The sequence below is a fragment of the Vibrio sp. V09_P4A23P171 genome (genome assembly GCF_963875615.1).
Lineage (GTDB): Bacteria > Pseudomonadota > Gammaproteobacteria > Enterobacterales > Vibrionaceae > Vibrio > Vibrio anguillarum.
In genome coordinates, this window is record NZ_CAWNMR010000029.1 from 1 (window position 1) to 23,687 (window position 23,687).

The window sequence follows — 23,687 nt, forward strand, 5'->3', positions numbered from 1 at the left end:
GCACACTGGTTAGCAGACCAACCTGAAGTGGATCACGTTCGCCATCCTGCGTTAGAGACTTGTCCTGGACATGAGTTTTATCAGCGTGATTTCACTGGTGGTAACGGGCTGTTTTCATTTGTATTAAAGAGCAGTGATACAAAAGCTACGACGGCTTTGCTCGATGGCATGCAACATTTTAGTATGGGCTTTTCATGGGGTGGATTTGAAAGCTTGATTTTAGCTAATGAACCCAAAAGCTTTGATAGTTTAAGAACCGTCGCACACCCGCACTTTGCAGGTACACTGATTCGAGTGCATATTGGTCTTGAAGATGTAGACGATCTGATCGCTGATCTAAAAGCGGGATTAGAACGCTACAGTGCACAGCTTGCTCTGCGTGCATAATATGAGCGGAAGAACAAAAGGCCGCTGAATCTTCAGCGGTCTTTTGCATATTAGGTTACCCTGAAAAATTAACGCTTGGGGCAATCAGCCAAATGATCGTTCACCATACCCACCGCCTGCATAAAAGCATAACAAATCGTTTCGCCAATAAACTTGAAGCCTTTTTTCTTTAGAAATTGGCTCATCGCCTTAGACGTGGGCGTCGATGTAGGGATATCACTCATCTGCTGCCAATGATTGAGCACTGGTTGACCATCCACAAACTGCCACAATGCTTTGGATAAGGAACCATACTCTTGCTGCAACAGTAAAGCCGCTCGTGCATTGGAATAGACAGAGGCAATTTTTCCTTTGTGCTTCACCACATCGAAATGTTCGATAATGTAAGGTGCCCGCGTTTCGTCGTACTGAGCCAGTTTTTCAAGATCATAACCGTCAAAGGCTAAGCGATAACCTTCGCGCTTTTTCAAAATCGTAATCCAGCTCAGCCCAGCTTGCGCACCTTCTAACGTCAAAAATTCGAACAACTTGACATCATCGTAAACGGGAATGCCCCACTCATTATCGTGATAATCGCGCTCTAAAGGGTGATTCATCGCCCATGCACAAGTCATTTCTGTATGATGCTTCATTTTTTGTTTCCTTACCCTTACCTTCATTTGCGGTGTCAGTTGAACAATGGCACTGCAAACCTACGTGCCCTAGCTTTGCTTTTTAAAGCTGATTAAACTCACGATTGACTTTAAATGCTTCAGAGGTGACATAAGCCTCCATTTTCCGGATTTTCTGATCCACTTGAGTTAAATCTTGATCCAATGTCGCCAGCAAAGCTTCGGCGGTTTGTCCTTGCTCCCAAGGCTTATTCTTCAATGTATGTTCGCGTTGGGCTTTTAGCGTTTCAACATACTGAGTAGGCTGCTTTTCTAACATCAGCATCAAAGCCATATAAGCTAAAAGCACTAAAAAACCGCCACCGAGTAGTGCAGCCGAGATGACCAATATACGCACCAACCAAACTTCTAACCCAAGATAATTAGCAAGCCCAGCGCATACGCCAGCTATTTTGCCATTGACCGGATCTTTATAGAGTTCTCGGCTAGCCATGATTTTGCCTCCAAGTCGGTGATTCAGCATCTAAGATGCGTTCAAGGGTTTCAACACGGCTTTGCAGTTTTTCCGCTTTTTCAGATAACGCTTTAATCCGCTCTAAATCCTCTTGTGACAATGAGTTGCTGCTATGTCGTTTACCTCTGTAATGCAGAAAAAGCCATATCGGTGCAACAAAAATCAAAAAGACAATCAGTGGACCTGCGATAAAAAATGATGACATATATGCCACTCCTCGTTATTGGTTTTTGTCCATTTGCTGTTTCAGTTTTGCTAGCTCTTGTTCAATTTCATCTTGCGCTTGAAGTTCAGCAAATTCTTGGTCGAGTGACTTAGCGTTACCAGACATAGCGTAGAGATCGGCTTCAGCTTCAAGTTCATCGACTTTACGCGAGTACTGTTCAAACTTCGCCATCGCTTCATCAGTACGGCTAGTATGCAAATGACGTTGCACATCACGACGGTTGTGCGCAGTTTGGCTACGAAGTGCCAAAGCTTGTTGCTTCACCCGTGTTTCGGCAATTTTGGCCTCTAACTTACCGATTTCCCCAGTCAATTTATCGATAGTTTCTTCTACCAAGGTTTGTTCAGTGTGCAAGCCTTTCTGCATTTCTTGCAATTTCTTTTTTTCAATTAAAGCAGCGCGAGCGAGATCTTCACGCTGTTTAGCAAGCGCCAAGGTCGCTTTCTGTTGCCAATCTTCAATATGAGAGGCCATAGAATCCACTTTACGCGCGAGCTCTTTCTTATCCGCAATAGCTTTGGCCGAATTGGTGCGTACTTCCACCAAGGTGTCTTCCATCTCTTGGATGATTAAGCGGATCATCTTTTCAGGATCTTCCGCTTTATCTAACAGTGCACTGATATTCGAGTTTACGATATCGGCAAAACGAGAAAAAATACCCATGTTCAATCTCCTGATTAGTTGTTCATGACGATGTAGTTATTGGTGAGCTATTTTGAATCGCTCAAAACGTTAAGACGAGAAGAGATAACCAAGTTTCATGCCATATATAAATCTATTGATAATCAATAAATTAGATAATATCTCATAGAATAAGATTACTGTGCTATGATGATTTTCGCCAAGAGTTGGTGAATTTAACCACCCTTTCAATCACAGTGTGGAGAGTGAACATGCAACAAAACTTACTGGGTGAAGCGCCTCAATTTTTATCGGTACTGGATAAAGTCTCTAAGCTTGCACCGATTGATAGGCCGGTATTAATTATTGGCGAGCGGGGAACGGGCAAAGAGTTAATCGCTCAGCGCTTACACTATCTTTCCAAACGTTGGGACCAACCACTGGTTTCGTTAAACTGTTCAACCTTGAGTGAAGGGTTAATTGACTCTGAGCTCTTTGGTCATGAATCAGGCTCGTTTACCGGAGCCAAAGGACGTCACCAAGGACGATTTGAACGGGCAGAAGGTGGAACTCTTTTTTTGGACGAGCTCGCCACCGCGCCGCTTGCTGTACAAGAGAAACTACTTCGAGTGATTGAATATGGACATTACGAACGTGTCGGCGGTAGCCAACGGCTTAATGCGAATGTCCGTATCGTCTGCGCAACCAATGCTAATCTTCCACAATTATCTGAAATTGGAAAGTTTCGAGCTGACTTACTCGACCGACTGGCCTTTGATGTGATCCAGCTTCCACCGCTAAGAGAGCGAAAAGAAGATATTATGCCACTTGCTGAGTATTACGCGATTAAGATGTGCCGTGAACTGAACTTAGCGCTCTTTGTCGGGTTTAGTGCAGAAGCGGCAGATCAGCTTCAACACTACTTGTGGCCGGGAAATGTGCGTGAACTTAAAAATGTCGTGGAGCGTGCTGTCTATCAACACGGAACGGCCTCCCATCCGATTGAAAACTTGGTTTTTAACCCTTTTGCTAATGAGTGGCACAAACCAGATGACCTTACTGGCAATCTCTCCACAGATCGCCATACTTACACCACTGGCTTTGAATTTCCGATGGATTACAAAATGTGGCAGGAGGATCAGGACAGACAACTACTGAGTGCCGCGCTCAATGCCAGTAAGTTTAATCAAAGACAAGCTGCAGAATTACTCGGCTTGAGCTACCACCAATTGAGAGGTATGGTGAGAAAATATCAACTCGTCGGCAGCAATGATGATTAACCCTAGGTTTAGATCAACAAAAAATGGTAGATTATCAGGATTTTGAGGCATAATGATTAGCTTTGTTTGCCTTACTTCTCACAGTTATTTCTCTTTATGAAAACATTGATACGATTCGCACTAGGAATATGCAGCTTTAGCCTACTGATAGGCTGTAGCGAACAAATTGACCATAGTAAAATTCGCCAGAGCGGATTCGTATATTGTGGTCACGGCAATCCCACCACTTTTAACCCACAATTGGTTGAGAGCGGCATTACGTCTGAAGCTCTCAGCCCACAGATTTACGACACGCTGTTGCAATTGGATTCAGAAACCTTACAACCGATACCAAGTCTGGCCACGAGTTGGACAGTGAATCCACAAGGTACAGAGTATACATTCAAGCTAAACGATGGCGTTCAATTTCAATCAACCGCTTGGTTTACACCGACTCGCGCTCTTAATGCCGATGATGTGGTCTTCAGCTTTCGCCGAATCATTGACCCAACCAACCCGTTTCATTACGTCAATAGTGGCGTCTACCCATGGTTTGCGGGTATTGATTTCAAAAACTTGCTGATCGATGTTCAAGCTCTGGATGAACTCACGGTTAAATTTACCCTCAGCCGTCCCGACAACTCCTTTTTATCCAATATCGCCACCAGTCATGCTGTCATACTCTCCTATGAGTATGCTAATCAATTAGTGATTGAAGATGAAAAAAGCATGATCGACAGCCATCCTGTTGGATCCGGACCATTTTATCTAGACGAATTTAAAGTGAATGACCTTATCCGCCTCCGTCGTCATGGCGCTTATTGGAATGGCGTGGCGAAGATGGAACAAGTCGTATTTGATGTCTCCAACCGAGGCACAGGGACACTCGCCAAACTACTACGCCATGAATGCGATGTGCTCAGCTCGCCTATTTCAAGCCAAATCCCTATTATCAAGCAGCAATCGGAAATAGAGCTTGATGCCAAGCCTGCGATGAACGTGTCTTATATTGCTGTGAATACCTCTCACCCTGCGCTCAGTGATGTTCGCGTGCGTAAAGCGCTTAATTTTGCGATCAACCGCCAAAATATTTTGGACTCGGTCTATTACGGTACAGGAAGTATTGCTTATAACATTCTTCCCCCCTCCTCTTGGGCCTATCAAAAGGACAGTATTCAAATTCGCTATGATCGTAACTACGCGATCGCATTACTTAAAGAGGCTGGCTATTACGCCAACTTGGAATTGACGATGTCTGTTCCTGCAGAGTCTCATGCCTATAATCCAAGCCCACGTAAAACCGCCGAGTTAATTAACGCTAACCTTGCCGACATTGGTATTACATTGCATATCATCACGGAAGACCGGCTCGATCGCTCAAATTTGACCCAGCACGCCAACGTTGATCTGATTTTAACGGGCTGGAATGGCGATACCGCAGACCCAGATAACTTTTTGCGTCCACTGCTCTCATGTAATTCAGATCGCTCAGGGCTCAATGCCTCGATGTGGTGCAATAGTGATTTCGATTTTCTACTCGATTTGGCCTTGGAAGTAGACAAGTCGCGCTATCGCCTTAACTTATACAAACAGGCACAAAATATTTTAAACGAAGAGTTCCCGGTTATCCCATTGGCACACGGCATGCAATTTAAAGCGTATAGCAAAACATTAACGGGCTTTAGACTCAGCCCATTTAATGTACAACCATTCAATACGGTTGAGAGGATCGAATAGTGTTTTTATATACGGTACGCAGACTCAACTTATTTATTATCACGTTACTCATTTTGACTATGGTCGGGTTTGCACTGCTGCGCTTAGATCCACAGTCGCCTCTAACTGCTCATGGATTTTGGTCAGGTTGGTCAACCTATTTAGGGCAACTACTGCAACTGAATTTTGGCGTCAATCACAGTGGTGTCCCGATTGTGGACGAACTGGCGATGGTCTTTCCAGCAACGCTGGAGTTATGCCTTATTGCTTTTACTCTCTCTTTGTTAATTGGTCTCCCTATTGGTACGCTCGCAGGAATGAAGCAAGGTAAATGGATTGATACCGTCATCTCCTTCACGTCAATGTCCGGCTATTCAGCACCGCTATTTTGGGTAGCTTTGCTAATGATCATGGTCTTTTCACTGCATTATGAGCTGTTTCCTGTTTCAGGACGTTATGATCTACTCTACCAAGTGGAACACGTGACAGGTTTCGCTCTGATCGATGCTTTTTTCGCTGAAGGCAACTACCGTGCTCATGCTTTGCAAAGTGTTATTGAACATATGATTTTACCCTGCTTGGTACTGGCTCTAGCACCAACGACACAAGTGGTGAGCCTGATGCGTTCTTCGGTGGCCGATGTAATGGCTCAGAACTATATACGCGCCGCTCGAATTAAGGGTTTAAGTGATTACGAAATTGTCACCGAGCATGTGCTGAGAAATGCAATTCCACCTATTATTCCTAAATTCGGGGTTCAGTTATCGAGTATGTTAACGTTGGCAATTATTACTGAATCCATCTTCAACTGGCCGGGAATCGGCCGTTGGCTGCTCGATGCATTATCTAACCAAGATTATGTCTCCATTCAAGCCGGCGTGATCGTAGTTGGTACGCTCGTTCTCACAGCAAACATTCTGTCTGATTTGATTGGCGCTATGGTTAACCCGCTGGTAAGAAAGGAATGGTATGCTAACAAATAATATTTATCAGGAAGAGCATATTCCAACTCAGTTTGAGCGGTTTTGGCGCAGCTATCGCAATAACAGTTTGGCGATGTTTGGCTTGTGGTGCTTAGGACTCATTGTGTTGATTACCCTCACCTCTCCTTGGATAGCCCCTCATGATCCGCAGTTGCAAACGAGCAACCTATTAATACCGCCTTCTTGGGATCCTGCGGGTACTGTCGAATTTTTCTTAGGTACCGACGATTTAGGCCGAGATATCTTGTCACGGTTGATTGATGGTACCCAATACACCTTCGCTGCCGCTATTTTAATCACCGCTATCGCGGCTGTGATCGGCTGTTTTATCGGCATTATGGCAGGCATGACCAAAGGATTATTGTCCAGTACATTGAACCACTTACTCGACACGGTCATGTCGATTCCATCGTTGCTGCTTGCCATTATTTTTGTGGCACTGCTCGGTTTTGGCGAGTTCAATATTTTGCTTGCGATTGGTTTGGCACTCATTCCTCGCTTTGTTCGCTCGGTGTATATTGCCGTACACAACGAAGTAGAAAAAGACTATATCCTCGCCGCACGTTTAGATGGTGCCAATGACTTTTATCTGTTGTGGAACTCCATTTTACCCAATGTACTTGCTGTCATCGCCAACGAAATAACACTCGCGTTATCCATTGCCATCTTAGACATCACCGCTTTGGGCTTTCTTGGTTTGGGTGCTCAAGCACCAAGCACCGAATGGGGCACCATCTTAGGTGATTCAGTTGAGCTGATTTACCTCGCACCGTGGACAGTCACTCTCCCCGGTTTAGCGATTATGTTTACGGTGATCATCATCAACTTAGTCGGTGAAGGTGTACGACAAGCTCTGAATGCAGGGGTGGAATAATGCCATTATTAGATATTCGCCATCTCACCATCGAAATTGATACGCCACAAGGCATGGTAAAAGCAGTCGATCGCATGAGCTTAACCATGAACGAAGGCGAAATTCGCGGATTGGTGGGAGAATCCGGATCAGGAAAAAGCTTGGTGGCTAAAGCCATCGTAGGAATATGCAAAGATAATTGGACCATCACCGCCGACCGCATGCGCTTAGGTAACATTGATCTACTTCAGCTGACGCCGCGCGAACGCCGGCGAGTGATTGCCCGCGACATCGCGATGATTTTTCAAGAACCGTCAACCTGCTTAGACCCTTCAGATGAAGTGGGAAAACAGCTGATTGAATCAATTCCATCACGCACATTTGAAGGCAAATGGTGGCAGCGTTTTACATGGCGTAAAAAACAAGCCATTGCCCTTTTACATAAAGTAGGAATCAAAGAGCACGCGCGCATCATGAGTAGCTACCCCTATGAGCTAACTGATGGTGAATGCCAAAAGGTAATGATTGCGATGGCCATCGCAACCAAACCAAAAATTTTGATTGCTGATGAGCCAACGAACGATTTGGACCCCATTACCCAATCACAGATATTGCGCCTGCTCAGCCGGATGAATCAGGTCAATAACACCACGATTCTATTGATTGGCCACGACTTAACCACCATTACCCAATGGGCTAACCGTATTACAGTGATGTACTGCGGTCAGTCTGTTGAGTCAGCCGATACCCAGAAAATATTGAGTGAACCCAAACACCCTTATACGGCCGCACTACTGAAAGCGATGCCTGATTTTAGTGATTGGATCCCGCATAAAGAAAAATTGCAATCCTTACCGGGTTCCATTCCACCCTTGCAACATTTACCAATTGGTTGCCGGTTGGGGCCTCGCTGCCCCTATGCTCAGCGCCAATGCGTTGAAATACCGTATCCACAACGTATTAAAAATCATAAGTTTGCCTGTCATTTCCCACTCAATATGGAGCAACAGTCATGAGTGCATCATTATTAGAAGTGAACGGGTTAACTAAAGATTTCATTACTCGTTCAGGTCTGTTTCACAAGAAAATTCAGCATGCAGTCAAACCGGTTAGCTTTACGTTAGAAGCGGGACAAACCATTGGTTTTATTGGCCAAAATGGTTCTGGTAAATCGACATTGGCACGAATGCTTGCAGGGATGGTTGAACCCTCTGCTGGCGAGATACGCGTTAATGGAGAGTTATTGGAACACAAGGATTACTCCACGCGCTGTAAGCTGATTCGAATGATTTTTCAAGATCCGAACACATCACTCAACCCAAGAATTCAAATTGGTCGTATTCTAGAAGGGCCGCTCAAAAGAAATACCAATATGCCACCGGAAGCGCGCATGAAGCGCGTGAAAGATACGCTATTGCGCGTTGGGTTATTGCCAGAGCACGCCTACTTCTACCCGCAAATGCTCGCCACCGGGCAAAAACAGCGGATTTGCTTGGCACGAGCACTGATTCTACAACCGTCGATCATTGTGGCTGATGAAGCATTAAACGGGTTAGACATGGCAATGCGATCACAGATGATTAACTTGTTTCTAGAACTGCAAGAAGAGATGGGTGTCTCGTTTGTGTATGTCTCTCAACACCTTGGAATTGTAAAACACATTACTGATAAAATTATGGTGATGCACGAAGGCGAAGTAGTCGAATCGGGTGACACACAAGAAGTATTGTCTAATCCAACTCATCCCATCACTCAAAGAATGATTGAGAGCCACTTCAACAAAGCGCCCAGCTTTAAATAGCCGCTCTGTATGTAAGGTCGGAAGACAATATCGACGATATTGTACTGTTCCTCCCCCTTTTAGGGGGAGGATTGACGGTGTTCACCCCACCCTAACCCTCCCCTCAAAGGGGAGGGAATTGCTTTCGTTAGCGAATAGCTCTCCTCCTACCGCCTAACACTTCGGTAGCAATAGTTTTTCTAAGGCTATCTGTGATGCTTCATTTCAGTGTAAACGGAAAAAACCAGTTGCTAACGACCAGTTTTTCGGTGAAGGCTACATTTTTTTCCCCGCCACTTTTGTTTAATTAATCGTAACGCCTCGTAGAATTCATAAAAAAACAGAAATTTTCCGTAAGCGGCTACTTTTAGTTTTTGTATGATGATAATTATATCAACCTAGACCTCGGAATAATGAATATGTTCCCTAATATTCCATCATCTGCTGCTTGTAATCGTATAGCATCTCCTGTGGCAACCGCAGAAAATAAGTTGCCGTTAACAGTAAAGTCAGTTACTCACAAACATGTGCAATGCATACCATTATTGGATACTTCCCCCACAGCAGCTGTTCATAGTGAGGCGAGTGCGCCAACCAAGGGACGAGATGTTGTGATACTCAATCCATATATGTCAGGAGGGGGTGACCATGCCTTGGCAAATAGAATATCTCGTATTGTTGTTGAGGAAGGAGGCCGAGCATCCATTATACCTATCAATGTAGATCGCTCTTCTATCGACCAATACCGAAATATATCCTCTAGCTCTAATAGTCATGACATAAAAGAGTTCATTGATCCTATTTTTATTGTCTGTCCTGTTGGGATATTGCCCACAGACAAATTATCGATGGTAATTGATCATGTGTGTGGACGATTTAACTTTGCGAAAGGAAAAGTGCTTCTTTTAGAAGAAATGGATCTACTGGCTAGATGTAGTCAATCGTTGGAAGCGCGTAAAGATATGCTCGATGCTAAAGGGTTTAGTGATGTTCAAACATACAAACTCGGCTTCGCAGAAGGGGCGATAGGTTATTTACCTGTTGATAATGATACTGTCAACAAAGTAAAGGACAGAGCCGATGCTGAAATAGCTAAACTTTTGGATGGATATAATATAGACATCCAGAAAGATAGTAATATTCATCTTGCTTACATTAGTGACAATACACAGGTAACGAGTGCTCAAGTTTTTATTTCTAATACGTTAACTGATACAAAAGGAGATTCGGTTGACTCCAACTATATTATCGTTTTTCGTTGTTACGATAATAATATTCCCAAAGATCTTAAGGGAATGTTTGGCATTAAATCTGCCGAGTTGGGATTGGATAACCCGTCTCTTTTTGGAAAAGCTAGCATCTCTTACCTTAACTCTAAATCTGGCAATTTAAAGCCTTTATTTAAGCTAAATGGAAAAGGCAAGCGCAATGTCAACATTGTACTGACGTTATCGTTACCTAAGAATATATTTCTTGACCTGATGTTATTGTCTAAATCTAGTATGGCTAGCGGTGATCAATCATTAAGCGAGTATATTTCTTTCAAAGGCGAGTTTCCTTATTATAATGTGCAACCTTGGAAAGCTCCTTTAGTTGCAGGAGTAAAGAAGATGGCCGAAAGTTATGGAAATATCGGTTTAACAAATAAAATAGACGAAATGGTTGTGGGCAGGGAGCCGACTGGCCGAGCAATTACGTATAAATTTGCTCCAAATGTCGACAACACTCCCTCTCAAAATCTCGACCAGAAACAAGCGTGGGATTCATTGAACGATAAGTTATCATCTATGCGAGCAGACGTTCAAATTCGTGATTTTTTATCCATCAATAGACATTCGGATAGCCAGATAACTCGTTAATCTGGAACCTATTTCTTTCGGGATTAGCGCGCCAATAGAACAGAAAAGAGCTTCTATCAGAAGCTCTTTGAGTTAGCGCGTTTTACTGGCTTGCTTTTTCAATTCAAAATCGAACTCGTCGGGAAATAACACAACGCCTTCTTCATTCTCATTGGGGAACACTACCACCGACAGTTCATCTTCTTCTAGGCCCGAAGTCCAACGGCTGTGCCATTTGTTCAAAGAGATCGCTTCCGCTTCACACGCTTGCCACTCGCCTGTTGCCCATGCCTTGGCAAACTCTTGGTTAGGCCACACAGGAACACAATCATCTTCTTCTGTGTTGAGCATGACACAACCGTGCTCATCTTTTAGTATCCAAACTTCACGGTTTGCAACAATGGCTTTAATGCAGTATTTAAAACGTTCTTCTTCATTATAGCGATTGATTGTTTCTATCTGTTCGGTGGTTAATGCGTCTGCCATAGCCCGGCTCCATGCGAAAGTTGGGGAATATAAAAACGCCTACAGTGTAGCACTGCAGGCGTTAAATTTAGAATCTTAAACAATAAGATGATAAAAGGATTAAGCCAATTCAGCTTGCAGCCAAGGCCAACCTTGTTTCTTACGGCTTAAGGTATTTTCCATCATCAACATGCCATCTTGTTCGTGTTTGGCCAGTTTTTCAGCCCATTCACCAGTATAAAGAAGGCGGGTCTGCGCGGTGGTAATGTCGGTCAACATCACGGCGGCAAACGCAAGGCCTTCCTCTTCGCAGCGACGAACTAGGTCTGCTTGAATGGCGTCAATCATGCCATCGACTTGTTCAAGCGTTGCCAATTCCACTTGACCAACCACCACATCACGGCCGTTGAATGGGTAAGCTTTCAAATCTTTCTCAACAAGTTGAGCGGCAGATAAACCTTCAATGTCTGTTTTCGCAATCAAAAGCGCTTTAATAAAGGCATCAAGGTCTTCAACCTCAGCAATTTCAGCCAGTGCCAGCACAGCTTCTTTATCTTTTGGTGTGCACGTTGGAGACGCAAAACCGACCGTGTCAGACAAAATCGCAGACATCATCAATATGGCTAAAGGACGTGTGATTGGTGCATTTTCCATCTTGAATAGGTTGAACAAGATAGTACAGGTACAACCGACTGGCCAAATCCACGCTTCTAGCGGATTCACTGTCATTACGTCACCTAGGCGATGATGATCAACAATACCGAGAATTTCCGCTTGGTTGATGTCATCAGGTGCTTGCGCAAGATCGGTATAGTCCACAAGCCATACTTTTTCGCCCGCTACACTAGTGCGAAGTTCAGGTTGATCAACACCGGCTGTTGCAAGAATGTGTTGAGTTTCACGGTTAATTTCACCCTGACGAACAGGCGTTGCTTCTAGACCACGTGCTTTAAGTAATTCAGCAGCAACTAATGCACCACAAATGCTATCACTATCTGGGTTTTTATGACCGACAACGAAAATCATCTTTCTTCCTATTTTAATGCTATTTGATGGCCTATCGAAGGTGATAGGCGAGATTGCTCACAAAGGCCGATACTTTACCTGATTTTCAGAATTTGTCATGACTTGTGGTTAAGAAATTATGGCTAATTTAGCGCAGCATTCCGCTACCCCGAATCATTCAGTTAACCTGAGCACTCTTAACAAGAGCACTCTGTTAACAAGGGCACTCCACTAACAAGAGGTAATCACTGCTCGGCTGGTTAAGCCACTTGCCAAGGAGACTTCAAATACTTTGACTGGCTCTGGCGAAAGCTTATCTCCTGTCCAGTAGTCGTACCAATCCACTGGCTGGCTCGCTGTTAAGGTATAGTCACACGCCTCACCTTGGTAATTGAATAAGCAGTGCAGATCATTGCGTTCTGTTAACTTTAAAAATAGGTGATTGAGAGCCAATGAAGTTGGCTTAGCCGCATCTTGGTTGTGTTTGCGCCTAATCATTAACTTATTTAGGCTCTGCTTAGCAAAAGAGGTCAATTCTGGGAGTGGATCACCTGAAAGCAATAAACCACCACACGCAAGCAATACATTGCGATGAAATTCATAGCTGACGCGATCGGTCGATTGATTCGCAAGCGACGTCAGTGTTGCGCAATCAGGATCAATTTGCCATAACTTGCGGTGCTGCCAACTGCGATAAAAGGTCTCTTTAGCGATTTGTTCAAAGCGCTGTGGCGAACGCTCGACATCGTCCGAAACACGCATGGCATCCACCAGCCCCAGTGACGGCCACATCGGCGCGTTACATCCAAGTAACCATGCCTCTCCCGCGCCTTCGGCGATCGCCTGCATCCCTAAACGGTACGCTTCAACCCCCGTCACTCCCGACTGATAACGCCGTCCTTTAAGTGCTCCCCAATAGTTCGCATCTAACTTAAACAGCTCAACCCCCCACTCTTCTTTCATGGTTTTAATCACATGGGTTAAGTATTCCTGCACGTCAGGATGAGAGCCATCCAGCACATACCAAGGTGTACAGCGCCAGCCACCGTAGGTTATTTCTTCGGCTTTCAGTGGTTGTCTTTGAGCATTTTGTACAAACCAATCTGGATGTTGCTTAAACAATTGAGATTCAGCTTGTGCGATAAAGGGAGCGAGCCAAATTGCGGGTTTTTTGCCCGCTTGTTTAATCTCTTGGATCAGCGCTTTAACACCACGAGAAAACTTATCGGACGGCGTCAACCAATCGCCCATAAACGCCTGATAGCCATCATCCAGCAACACCCATTCTAGCCCCGAAAGTTCTCCTTGCATTGCCGCAAGGTTGGTTAGGATGTGCTGTTCATTAACATCGGCATAATAGGCATACCATGAACACCATCCAACGGGCGCAGGTTGTGCCACACCAGCACGCGGCGTATGGTGACAACTAATATATTGCGCATACTGTTGATACAAACCTGATAATGAATCACCTTGCAAAATAACGACGGATTCTAAACTGTTATTTGTCCAATCTTGTGGATGGGTCTGCTCGCCGTCAATGGAAGCGACTAAATAGGTGCCCGTCCTTTCCTCAAGAATTTCAAAATAGCCAGCAAAACGGTGGCAAGAGGTAAAACCAAACAGTTGGTATCCGGTGGATTGTTCAATCACCAGCGTGTTGTAATAACGTTGGCTGTCTTGCAGCGGGTAAATCCGGTAGCTCAAGCTATTGTCAGGGCAACGCCCCACATCCACCGGATGATGCGGCGAACCTGCAGTTTGCGCTAGCATTTGAAAACCGTCACCAATCACTCGTGCGTCCGATTCAACGTCAAATAGAGTGCGAAACAGCGAGTAGTGATCGGAAATGGGCGAGTTATGTATTCCTGAATAGGAAAAACTGATCTCATCGCCTTGCAATTGGGCAATCAAATCCGGTTGAAGTAACTCAACTTCTCGATGACATGGCAGAGTGATCGTTGTCATAACACCTCAGTACAAAGTACAAATTGTTGTTCTGGCAGTGTCTAATGAATTCGCGTTACATGTAAGTTGTTTTGATCACGTTTTCTCTTTGACGTGGCTCCGTATGCTGTTTTATTCAACAATGAGAACGCCCAAGGTACAAGTTTGGATGTGACAAGTAAAACGCCAGCATGTTTGCTGGCGTTTCGTTGAGCTAATGACGGAATTACGCCACTTCGATTGGTCCACCGAATGACGTCACTGGTGGTACTTTACCAGTAAATTTCTCGAAATCGACAATGCAAGTATTGGCTGAAGTGGCTTGCGCCAGCTCAGATGAACCGACATCGAGTGTGAGTGTATTTGGATCGCCATAGGTGCAAATAGCTCCCTCTTTTTCATTCAACGGGCCATACCACGCCCCCTCTTCGATGCGGATCACGCCGCGCGGGTAGCCATCGCTTAAGACGGCACCAGCTAATAGCTGGCCGCGATCATTAAATACGCGAACTAAATCCCCTGCTTTAATGCCTTTTTGTTTCGCATCGATTGGGTTGATATACACGGGCTCACGGCCATTGACAGCATAGGTCGCGCGATACTCTTCTGACTCACACATTTGTGAGTGCAAACGCTTATCTGGGTGACAAGATTGTAACCAATATGGATGCTTATCTGAACCTGGGCCACCGTGCGAACGCTCGGTTTTTTCAAACCACATTGGGTGATCTTGGCAATGTTCATAGCCATAACGCCCAATCTTACGTGACGTAATCTCGATAAAGCCAGACGGTGTACCCAATGCGTTTATCTCAGGGTCTTTACGGAAATCGGCGTGGCGAACCCAAGGTTGGCCTTCACCAAAATCCAGTACGCTCTGCTGCCAAAACTGTTCAAATTCTGGTAAATCAAACTTACCCACGTTGGCTTTTTTACACTCGTCATAGAGCGAACGGACCCACTCCATCTCATCCATGCCGCGAGTGAACTCTTCATGGCGACCAAAGCGACGCGTCAATTCAGTGAAAATCTCAAAGTCAGTACGCGATTGGAACAAAGGATCAACCAAGCGGTGCATGGCAATCAAACCCTTGCCCGAATAAGAACCGTATACATCGATATCATTGCGCTCAAACTGAGTACAGGCAGGAAGAACGATGTCGGAGAAACGGCAAGTCGCCGTCCAAGCAAAATCGATCGTGACGACGGTTTGAAGCTTGCGAAACGCCTTCTTCATTCGGTTACGATCTTGGTGATGATGCCACGGGTTATTGCCTGAAATAACCATCATTTTGTAATCAGGTAGTTTTACGCTCGAACCGTTGTAGCGGATCTCTTTACCCGGCTCTAGCAAGCAATCGACCCAACGGGCAACAGGAATCGTTTTACTGTAGCCGTTGTAGTTTTCGTTGTCCCATTTCGGTTTTGAACCCGTATCTAGGTTACGTGGAAAACCGCCGGGCGAGGCAAAACCGGTTGATGGGACCCCAATACCAGAATAGTGATGTCCGTAGGAGATCCCCCCGCCTGGCAGGCCAATTTGACCAACCATCGCCGCCACAACCGCACCAGCCCAGTAAGGCTGTTCGCCATGCTCTTGACGCTGAATACACCAACCAAACAGTAACTGAGTTCGGCCATTAACGAGCATACGTGCAAATTCGCGGATCTTATCGGCTGTTACGCCACAAATCTCGGCGGCCCATTCTGGCGACTTAACAATCTTATCTTTCGTTTCGCCTTGAACGTACTGAATAAAAGGTTCAAATCCTAAGCAATAGGTTTTGATGAACGCCTTGTCATACAGATCTTCGTTATACAACACATGTGCCACCGCCAACATAAACGCCACATCAGTCTGTGGGTTAATGTACCAATGGTCACTGTTTAAGAAGCGCTGGGTTTTATTCTTGACTGGATCAACCGAAATAACGTTGATCTCTCCTTTTGCCACTTTTTCTTTCAACTGATCAAGATAAGGAAAGGATTGGTGCGTTTCACAGTTCCAGCCAACTTGCAGGTTTTTTACCGGGTCGGTCGCCCACAAAACAATGTTGTCTGAATGCTCAAGAATTTCCGACCAAGAGGTTCCTTGGGCATACACTTCTGTCGAACCTAACACGTAAGGAAGAATGGTTTGGCCTGCACCTGTTGAGTAATCACCCACTTTAGTGATGAAGTTACCGTGCATACCTACAGCGCGTTGCATCATCGCTGTACAGTTGTGAAATGACCCCGTTTGGTTCCAACCCGTTTGTCCTGCATGCAGCGCCCAAGGGCCGTACTCTTTTTGTACGCGCTCAAGTTCACGATAAAACAGATCCAACGCTTCATCCCAAGTGACGCGGATAAAACGGTTGTTGCCACGTGTTTCGCCGCTGTATTTATGTTTTTTGAGCCAATCAAGGCGAACCATTGGGTAACGCACTCGTGATGGGCTATAGATAATGCCTTTGATTCCGTTGAGCATATCAGTGGGGTGCGTGTCTGACTCTAGCGGCTTGACCGATTGTACTTTTCCGCCATACACATGTGCGCGAAATGCACCCCAATGAGAGCCTGATACTTTCCAACTGCCTGTTGTTTCTGCCGCGTTAGCCGATGTCGAGACCAATAAACTTGGCCCAATAACCGACGCCGCACTGGTGGTTGCTACACCTTTAAGAAAACTTCTTCGTGTAATCGCCATATTTAAAACTCCGTTTGACGTGGATTAATGGTGACCTTCAGCAAAATCTGAAGAGTGTTTTTGTAGATACTTCAAGACTAACGCTTCGCTGTCTGTGTCGAAGTTGACGAATGCCATCATGCCGTTAAACATGCCCGGCCAAGTATTCGCATCAAAATGCGCTTCATCCGGTTGGCTATGACAGACAGAGCAGTTCGTTTTATAGGCCTCACCCGCTTTTTCCCAAATTGGATCCACGCTATCGAGCATGGCTTGTTTTTTCATCCACACTTTCGCGTTTACTTTTTCCCAAGGTAGACCGGTGAGATCATCGACACGCTTTTCACCAACAGTGACGATTGCATCATTTTGTGCCGCTTCTTTCATCAAGGAGCCCACAGCGATGTTCATACCAAAATCTTCTTGGATCACACGACCAAAGCCTTTTGCTTTGCGCCAACCATCAATTTCGATTTGAATCATCTCTCCTTTCTCATCCAATACCGTGACTGCCGATGCTGGGTTCAGAAGGCCTGCTTCCACTTTGGCTTGCGCATCTTCATAAATAGGTAAGAAGCGAACGCTCACCACTTGCTTGCCGACCGAGTAATCGGTTTTAGATGCCAACAGCTCTAGTTCGCCAATCAGTCCGCCTGAGCTATCCATATTTTTAGGCAGGTTGTGGGCGATCCCTTTATGGCAATCTAAGCAACTTTGATCTTTTTCCGCTGCTTGTTTCATCTGAATACGCGCGGTTGCCGACATCTGTTCGAAATCCATCGAATCGTAATTGTGGCAATTTTTACATTCCAATGAGTTGTTGGCTGAAAAGCGCTCCCACTCATGCTTGGCCAATTCAATACGGCGCTCTTCGAATTTTTCAGGGGTACCTAAATCACCAAAAACTTGCGCAAATACCTCCTTAGAGGCTTGCATCTTACGCGCAATTTTAGCGGTCCATTCGTGTGGTACGTGGCAGTCTGGACAAGTGGCACGTACGCCTGAATGGTTTTTCCAGTGCACGGTTTCTTGCAGCTCAACATAAACGTTGTCGCGCATTGTGTGGCAGCTGATACAGAATGCTTCTGTGTTGGTGGCTTCCAGTGCAGTATTAAAACCGCCCCAGAAAATCACACCGGCGATAAAACCGCCCATCGTGAGCACACCAAGGCTGATGTGCACGGCTGGACGAGTCATAGTGCGCCAAATTTTGACTAACAATGATTTCATGATTCGCTCTCTTAAATTTTCGATCAAAAGGATTACGGGTGAACCGTGGAATTAACCGTGCGCACCAGGAGGACCAAAGAGGAACACTTGCAGCATCCAAACAATGAATCCATAACCGCCGACAAAGGCGATACTTAAGATCGGAAAGAGAACCACTGTGATTAAGAGGAAAGACTTCCACTCAAGCGAACGTTTCTCATTACTCTCTATTTTATTAACATCACTCATACATTTGCCTGTTTTGTATTTCAGTCATTTTGAGCAGCTCGACGACAGAGCTCAGCTTATTACCATTTCTGATACGAAATGTTAGACCATACTCTTTGTAGGGTTCAATCGATTCCTACCTTATATAGCAAGGAATCCACTACTTTTTTGAGCTCACACGGAGTTGTGTTTGATTAAGAATTTATGTATAGAAATGTGAGTAGTTGTGTCAGTTTAATTTCTTTTCATAAACGTTAAAAAAGAAACAAAATGAATTGCAAGATAGGATTGAGGTACGAATTTCTTCCCGCTAAACGCTCAAATGACAACCGAAATGTAACGCCATTGTTAATAAGATGAGGGATGGTTAGATGTCGATCACCGCTCAGGAATCGGTATTATATTCGCCCCACTTCAGTGCATGATGCACTGCCCACTGCTGGGTTTTTGTGCACTTCTTGATAGAATTGATCTTACACACTGGCTTTAAAACAGCTTATCCACAGAAAATGTGGATAAGCTGTTTTAAAGGTATAAATAGTGAATAAACACTAGCAGAAGCAGTCAACACCACCTAAGGTGATGGTTTAGAGATGACAACAAAAAGCGGCCCTTAAAGCCGCTTCTAAGATCATCTCTTCAATAAGGAGTTATTCGTGAGATCCATCTCGAAGGTAAATTAACCAGTACCAAATGCCAACAAAAACCCCCCCACCGATGATATTGCCAATCGTCACGGGTAATAGGTTATTGATCAAAAAACCCATTAAGTTAAGGTCTGCGTAGTCGGCAATATTGGCACCCGTCATCTGCCAAAACTCAGCGGGTGCAAAATATTTGATACCAATTGCCATCGGAACTTGGAACATATTAGCGATGCAGTGCTCAAAACCCGCGGCGACAAACATGGCGACAGGTAAAATCATCACCATAATTTTGTCAGTCAAGGTACGACCACTGAAAGTCATCCAGACCGCCACGCACACCAACACGTTACACATAATGCCAAGCGCTACTGCCTGCATAAACTCGTGATGCAATTTATGCTGAGAAATGGCCATCGCATTGAGGCCAACTTGTCCACCATCAAACATATATTGTTTGGAAACAAGCATACAAGCGACAAGCATCAGCGCACCAGCAAGGTTGCCAAAATAGACGATGACCCAGTTTTTAATCAACATGCTCCAAGAAATTTTGCCACTCGCACGTGCAACCAAAGTCAGCACTGAACTAGTGAATAACTCACCACCGGTGACCACCACCAGAATAAGACCTAAGCTAAACGCAAAGCCGCCGATAAAACGGCTCAGACCCCAAGCCATATCGCCAGTTCCTGTCGTCACTGTAGTGTAAAAAACGAAAGCAATACCGATATGAATGCCAGCAGAAATGGCAAGAAGGAAAGACTTCATCGGATCTTTCGTCGCTTTTCCAACGCCAGTTTCTGCGGCGCGCTCTGCCATTTGCGGTGGCAATAGGGAATCAAATTGGTTTAAGTTCATGGCAAGTAACATTTTGAAACAAGTTATATAAGGCGCGGATAATCGCTCCATTCCTATGACAATTCAAGAGCTATTTTCCATGTTTACAAAAAATGTGTTTAGCGTGATGAAAATCATAAAAATTTATTGATAGCCCATATCCAGCGTCTATGGATAGCCACTCTCTTGCAAGCCAATGATGAATATAACTGTGTGAAATATCCCCAATTTGGTTGCAGATAACATTTCTTACAACAACTGATTGCAGCCAACAGCGCCGCCATCTATGGTGACAAAAAATCATTCACTATATAGGTGTCGAGATGAAATTTACTCAACAAAATATCGCCGAGCTCAATCTACTCCTCCAATTTGATTTAAGCAGCGCTGCGACTGGCATTAAAGTCCGCAATGATGCGTCTGACGACATGCAATCCGCCGTTCAACGTCTTTACGAAAAAGGTCTATGTACATTACCTGATGGTGGCTATTTGACGGATGAAGGCATCGAAGTGGCCGAGCATGCAGAGCGCGTGCTGCGCGTTTTGAACTCTTAATCTAGCCTGCAAAGGCAGCCGAGACTCTGCTGGCTGCCTTGCCCCTTTAAAAAACCGCCCTTCTTTATTTGGCCATTCGCTCAATCCAACGTTGATAGGGCTGAATTCGATCATATCCCCAGTTAAACAGTGTGGTGTAGATAAAGAAAAAGGTCAGAAACCCAGCTTCCAAAATCAATGCATCCCACATCGATACGTCTAAAACCCAAGCGATCACCGGAATAGAAATAAAGATGAGCCCACCTTCAAAACCGGTCGTGTGTAACAAACGTAAGCTAACCGTACGCGCTAATCGGTTGGTACCAAACACTCGGTCGAACAAAACGTTGTATAGATAGTTCCACGCTACGGCAAATAGGCTCAAACCAATACATATCATGGCTAAATCCCCCGTTCCCTGCCCTGTCACCAATGCGGAGATTGGAATAATTAACGCTAATGCGGTCACTTCAAACGTTATTGCATGGAAAAGGCGCTCTTTCATCGACAGCTCTCTCATTGACATCATTTTTCTCCTCTTTATTCTTCGTCTGAGGTGTTGAATGGACTCATTTTCATCTATATTGAAGATACTAAAAAGTTAGATAGTATCGGTAAATGAGATATGTTGAGTATTGATCAGTTGCAAGCCTTCACCGCAACCGTTGAGAGTGGCTCTTTCTCCGGCGCGGCAAGACAGTTGGGCAAAGTTCAATCGGCCGTTAGCCAACACATCATCAATTTAGAAATTGATTGCGGTGTAGAACTGTTTGATCGCTCCGGCCGTTATCCACGATTAACCGCGCAAGGCGAACGACTTCTACCGTATGCGCAAGCGACGTTGCAGCAACATCAACGCTTAGCGCAACAAGCACAACTGCTTGCTTCATCACCCAATCAACAGCTTTCGCTCGCGATGGATGAAGGGATCCCGTTACAAGGGTTAACCCATTTATTCAAACAGTTAGCCACACAGTTTCCACACATTGAAATTGAATGTTTAAGTGCATCAAGTACCGATGTGATTGAGATGGTGGAACAAGGTCGCGCTAGCTGTGGGATCATCTTCAGTGAATTGGCCTTACCGAATAACCTTGATTTTGAAAATGTCGGTTCAATCCGTTTTGATGTTTATGTGGCCGCAGAGCATGAATTGGCTCAGCATCAAGCGCCCCATATCGATATGCTAAGATTGCATCGCCAACTCGTTATCCGCTCACGCAGCCATAAAACCAGCAGTTTCCATCAAGCCTTTAGCCCCGAGATATGGTACGCCGATAACTACTATCTATTATTAGAGATGGCGTTAAGCGGTTTAGGATGGTGTTTGCTGCCAAGCTATTTAGCCGAAAGTGAACAAGCGATGGGGAAATTAGTGCGTGTCCCTGTTGAGTTTGAACAGCTGGCTTGGTATACCAACATTGATGTCATTCAGCACCAGCGCATGAGCGCCGATCCTATCCATAAAATGGTCAGGCAGTTGTTGCGCCAGCTTAGTCCACTCACCGATGCCTGATCGGCATACAATCAATACAGGATGTACATTTTATGAGCACCATTACCCTCATTGGCGCAGGTTGGCTAGGCCTTCCTCTAGCGCAAGCTCTTACCGAAAACCACCAGGTCTACGCCAGCCGCACCCAAACGGCAGGAATGCTTGAGTTAACGCAACATGGCATCACAGGCTTTGTGTGCGATCTTTCTCTGCGCGACCAAAGCTTATCGCAGCATTTTATTGCTCAAAAAAGTGAGATTGTGATAGGCAGCTTTCCACCCGGTTTTCGCAAGGGAAGAGGGCAAGAGTATGCGCAGCAGTGGCAGCATTTAGTCGCACAAGCAAAGCTTGCTAATGTGCGTAAAATCGTCATGGTCAGCTCAACCAGCGTCTATCCTGACATGGCACAGCCAATGAGTGAACAGCATGCCTCCTTGTCACTGGCGCAAAATGACTCAAACTTCAGTGAAGGAGCACGAATCATGTTGCAAGCCGAGCAACACGTTATCGATTCAGGGCTGGATTATGTCATTGTACGCTGTAGTGGCTTGATCGGACCAAACCGTCATCCCTCACGATTTGCAGCGCGTTTGGCGCAAGTCAGCAAGCTTGCACCAGCTAATATGTTGCATCAAAAAGACGCCATTGGTGCACTGATTTTTGCCAGCGAAAAACTCTCCAAACAGGTCGTTAACGCCACCACACCAAAAACCGTGAATAAAGCTGAGTTTTATCAAGCCGCGTTGGCGGCCGCCGAGCTAGACTCACCATTGCCGCCAATTGTCGATATTGCAGACAAACGTATCTTAAGCAACAAGCTGAGCCAATTGGGCTATCAATTTCATTATTCACACACGTTAGAGGCACTGGCACTGAATGAGTAAACATCTCTACCAACACATTGAAACCTTGTGGCAGTACATGCAGATGAAGCATGAGCTCGTCGCGGCCGATATCATTATGGTGTTTTGCAGCAATGATTTGCGCGTGGCTGAGTATGCTGCACATTTGTACCAACAAAATCTGGCTCCCTACCTTCTTTTCTCTGGCGGACAAGGGCGTTTTACTGAGGGTAAATTTGCTAAAAGCGAAGCAGAAACCTTTGCTGACATAGCCAAAGATTGTGGCGTACCAACCCACGCGATTTTACTGGAAAAAGAGGCGACTCACTCTGGAGAAAATGTACGATTTAGTCATCATCTATTGGCAGAAAAATCGATCACTGCGCAACGTATTATTGTGGTTCAAAAACCCTTCATGGAACGTCGTGCCTACGCCACATTTGTTCAGCAGTGGCCAGCCCCATTTGAGTCATTAATAGTGACCTCAAGCGGAGAGACATTTTTCGATTATCTTGATGAGGATTTCACCGTTGATGTTGTACTGAGTGCACTATTAGACGATTTTGTGCGAGTCCGCGACTACCCAGCACAAGGATTTCAGATTGAGCAACCGATCCCTGACGATGTGACACTTGCTTACCAAGTTCTGAGTCAATTTGAGTGGTAACACAAGTTGTGGGGCATACAAAATAGATAGGGAGGCTTAAACCTGTCTCTTGATCACAAGTCTGGTGAATCAAGAGACTTAGCCAGTTCATACCCTTCAAGGATGGTTTGTAACCTAAACCATCCTTGCCATAATGTCTTTATAGAAGCACGACCCGTTCGCTTTGTATTCTTCCAACCCCCTAATCGAGCAATACCTCTGTAAGCCCATGATATGTCCGGAGCTTCCTTCGGTAGCCCTTTTCTTTCTAGCTTTAGCCACATTAGCTTCCATGCTTTGCCTTTTAATATCGGCTCACAACTGCTCTTAGATAACTCATCTGATTCATTCATAAATCTCAACTGGAGCAACCG

The 23,687-nt window shown here is 45.1% G+C and carries 25 protein-coding genes; 12 read left to right on the plus strand and 13 right to left on the minus strand.

Translation table 11 applies throughout. From position 1 onward, the window contains the following. Positions 1 to 387: PLP-dependent transferase (locus AACT23_RS10190; protein WP_176428616.1), on the plus strand; the 387-nt coding region annotated here is incomplete at its 5' end. 68 nt (positions 388 to 455) lie between these two features. Here AACT23_RS10190 and AACT23_RS10195 read toward each other — a convergent pair. Genes AACT23_RS10195 through pspA form a run of 4 tightly spaced genes read right to left on the minus strand, consistent with a single transcriptional unit; the run spans position 456 to position 2,401 of the window. Next, positions 456 to 1,046 carry a DNA-3-methyladenine glycosylase I gene (locus AACT23_RS10195; RefSeq protein WP_013857035.1) on the minus strand — a complete coding sequence of 197 codons (591 nt, stop codon included), beginning with the start codon at positions 1,044 to 1,046 and terminating at the stop codon, positions 456 to 458. Between the two features lie 55 nt (positions 1,047 to 1,101). After that, entirely contained in the window at positions 1,102 to 1,491 is a 390-nt protein-coding gene (pspC, locus tag AACT23_RS10200) for an envelope stress response membrane protein PspC (protein WP_017043965.1), read from the minus strand. Further along, on the minus strand, positions 1,484 to 1,717 hold the full coding sequence (pspB, locus tag AACT23_RS10205; RefSeq protein ID WP_026027627.1) for an envelope stress response membrane protein PspB: 234 nt from the start codon (positions 1,715 to 1,717) through the stop codon (positions 1,484 to 1,486). The genes pspC and pspB overlap by 8 nt, the downstream gene beginning before the upstream one ends. Positions 1,718 to 1,732: 15 nt before the next feature. Then, positions 1,733 to 2,401, minus strand: a complete 669-nt coding sequence (gene pspA / locus AACT23_RS10210) for a phage shock protein PspA (RefSeq protein WP_026027628.1) — start codon at positions 2,399 to 2,401, stop codon at positions 1,733 to 1,735. A gap of 230 nt (positions 2,402 to 2,631) precedes the next feature. Between pspA and pspF the strand changes: the two genes are divergently transcribed. The 7 genes from pspF (at position 2,632) to AACT23_RS10245 (ending at position 10,809) form a co-directional block, all read left to right on the plus strand. Then, positions 2,632 to 3,639 carry a phage shock protein operon transcriptional activator gene (gene pspF, locus AACT23_RS10215; RefSeq protein ID WP_176428617.1) on the plus strand — a complete coding sequence of 336 codons (1,008 nt, stop codon included), beginning with the start codon at positions 2,632 to 2,634 and terminating at the stop codon, positions 3,637 to 3,639. A gap of 96 nt (positions 3,640 to 3,735) precedes the next feature. After that, the gene (gene sapA, locus AACT23_RS10220) at positions 3,736 to 5,355 is read left to right on the plus strand and encodes an ABC transporter substrate-binding protein SapA (protein ID WP_094127060.1); all 1,620 of its coding nucleotides are present in this window, start codon (positions 3,736 to 3,738) and stop codon (positions 5,353 to 5,355) included. Next, positions 5,355 to 6,317, plus strand: coding sequence for an ABC transporter permease (locus AACT23_RS10225; protein WP_013857041.1), 963 nt, complete (start codon positions 5,355 to 5,357; stop codon positions 6,315 to 6,317). Before sapA ends, AACT23_RS10225 begins: the two co-directional genes overlap by 1 nt. Beyond that, positions 6,304 to 7,191, plus strand: a complete 888-nt coding sequence (locus AACT23_RS10230; RefSeq protein ID WP_013857042.1) for an ABC transporter permease subunit — start codon at positions 6,304 to 6,306, stop codon at positions 7,189 to 7,191. Before AACT23_RS10225 ends, AACT23_RS10230 begins: the two co-directional genes overlap by 14 nt. Continuing rightward, positions 7,191 to 8,186, plus strand: coding sequence for a peptide ABC transporter ATP-binding protein (locus AACT23_RS10235; protein ID WP_010320232.1), 996 nt, complete (start codon positions 7,191 to 7,193; stop codon positions 8,184 to 8,186). Before AACT23_RS10230 ends, AACT23_RS10235 begins: the two co-directional genes overlap by 1 nt. After that, the gene (locus tag AACT23_RS10240) at positions 8,183 to 8,971 is read left to right on the plus strand and encodes a peptide ABC transporter ATP-binding protein (protein ID WP_094127048.1); all 789 of its coding nucleotides are present in this window, start codon (positions 8,183 to 8,185) and stop codon (positions 8,969 to 8,971) included. The genes AACT23_RS10235 and AACT23_RS10240 overlap by 4 nt, the downstream gene beginning before the upstream one ends. Positions 8,972 to 9,369: 398 nt before the next feature. Beyond that, positions 9,370 to 10,809, plus strand: a complete 1,440-nt coding sequence (locus AACT23_RS10245) for a hypothetical protein (RefSeq protein WP_094127050.1) — start codon at positions 9,370 to 9,372, stop codon at positions 10,807 to 10,809. A gap of 72 nt (positions 10,810 to 10,881) precedes the next feature. Here the strand turns inward: AACT23_RS10245 and AACT23_RS10250 are convergent, their stop codons facing one another. The 7 genes from AACT23_RS10250 to focA form a co-directional block, all read right to left on the minus strand. Then, positions 10,882 to 11,274: a DUF2750 domain-containing protein gene (locus AACT23_RS10250; protein WP_010320150.1), complete on the minus strand. Its 393-nt coding sequence runs from the start codon at positions 11,272 to 11,274 to the stop codon at positions 10,882 to 10,884. A 99-nt stretch (positions 11,275 to 11,373) separates the two neighbouring features. Further along, positions 11,374 to 12,279, minus strand: a complete 906-nt coding sequence (locus AACT23_RS10255; RefSeq protein ID WP_017044675.1) for a manganese-dependent inorganic pyrophosphatase — start codon at positions 12,277 to 12,279, stop codon at positions 11,374 to 11,376. Positions 12,280 to 12,489: 210 nt separating this feature from the next. Next, entirely contained in the window at positions 12,490 to 14,226 is a 1,737-nt protein-coding gene (locus AACT23_RS10260) for a glycoside hydrolase family 36 protein (protein WP_094127052.1), read from the minus strand. A 205-nt stretch (positions 14,227 to 14,431) separates the two neighbouring features. Further along, positions 14,432 to 16,894: a trimethylamine-N-oxide reductase TorA gene (torA, locus tag AACT23_RS10265; protein WP_013857047.1), complete on the minus strand. Its 2,463-nt coding sequence runs from the start codon at positions 16,892 to 16,894 to the stop codon at positions 14,432 to 14,434. Between the two features lie 24 nt (positions 16,895 to 16,918). Beyond that, positions 16,919 to 18,103, minus strand: coding sequence for a pentaheme c-type cytochrome TorC (gene torC / locus AACT23_RS10270; protein ID WP_094127054.1), 1,185 nt, complete (start codon positions 18,101 to 18,103; stop codon positions 16,919 to 16,921). Between the two features lie 51 nt (positions 18,104 to 18,154). Continuing rightward, on the minus strand, positions 18,155 to 18,331 hold the full coding sequence (gene torE / locus AACT23_RS10275; protein ID WP_010318622.1) for a trimethylamine N-oxide reductase system protein TorE: 177 nt from the start codon (positions 18,329 to 18,331) through the stop codon (positions 18,155 to 18,157). A gap of 629 nt (positions 18,332 to 18,960) precedes the next feature. Then, positions 18,961 to 19,815, minus strand: a complete 855-nt coding sequence (focA, locus tag AACT23_RS10280) for a formate transporter FocA (RefSeq protein WP_026028023.1) — start codon at positions 19,813 to 19,815, stop codon at positions 18,961 to 18,963. Positions 19,816 to 20,117: 302 nt separating this feature from the next. On the opposite strand from focA, the gene AACT23_RS10285 reads away from it, so the two are divergent. Next, positions 20,118 to 20,351, plus strand: coding sequence for a TIGR02647 family protein (locus tag AACT23_RS10285; protein WP_010318620.1), 234 nt, complete (start codon positions 20,118 to 20,120; stop codon positions 20,349 to 20,351). 64 nt (positions 20,352 to 20,415) lie between these two features. Here AACT23_RS10285 and AACT23_RS10290 read toward each other — a convergent pair whose 3' ends face one another. After that, complete coding sequence (locus tag AACT23_RS10290; protein WP_094127056.1) at positions 20,416 to 20,859, minus strand: PACE efflux transporter; 444 nt, start codon at positions 20,857 to 20,859, stop codon at positions 20,416 to 20,418. A 96-nt stretch (positions 20,860 to 20,955) separates the two neighbouring features. On the opposite strand from AACT23_RS10290, the gene AACT23_RS10295 reads away from it, so the two are divergent. Genes AACT23_RS10295 through AACT23_RS10305 form a run of 3 tightly spaced genes read left to right on the plus strand, consistent with a single transcriptional unit; the run spans position 20,956 to position 23,334 of the window. Further along, a complete protein-coding gene (locus AACT23_RS10295; protein ID WP_010318618.1) occupies positions 20,956 to 21,846 on the plus strand; it encodes a LysR family transcriptional regulator in 891 nt (296 codons plus the stop codon). Between the two features lie 32 nt (positions 21,847 to 21,878). Next, positions 21,879 to 22,709 carry an NAD(P)H-binding protein gene (locus AACT23_RS10300; protein ID WP_094127058.1) on the plus strand — a complete coding sequence of 277 codons (831 nt, stop codon included), beginning with the start codon at positions 21,879 to 21,881 and terminating at the stop codon, positions 22,707 to 22,709. Then, the gene (locus tag AACT23_RS10305; RefSeq protein ID WP_019280856.1) at positions 22,702 to 23,334 is read left to right on the plus strand and encodes a YdcF family protein; all 633 of its coding nucleotides are present in this window, start codon (positions 22,702 to 22,704) and stop codon (positions 23,332 to 23,334) included. Before AACT23_RS10300 ends, AACT23_RS10305 begins: the two co-directional genes overlap by 8 nt. A 53-nt stretch (positions 23,335 to 23,387) precedes the next feature. Here AACT23_RS10305 and AACT23_RS10310 read toward each other — a convergent pair. Further along, the coding region (locus AACT23_RS10310) for an IS4 family transposase (protein WP_276206486.1) at positions 23,388 to 23,687 on the minus strand (300 nt) is incomplete at its 5' end.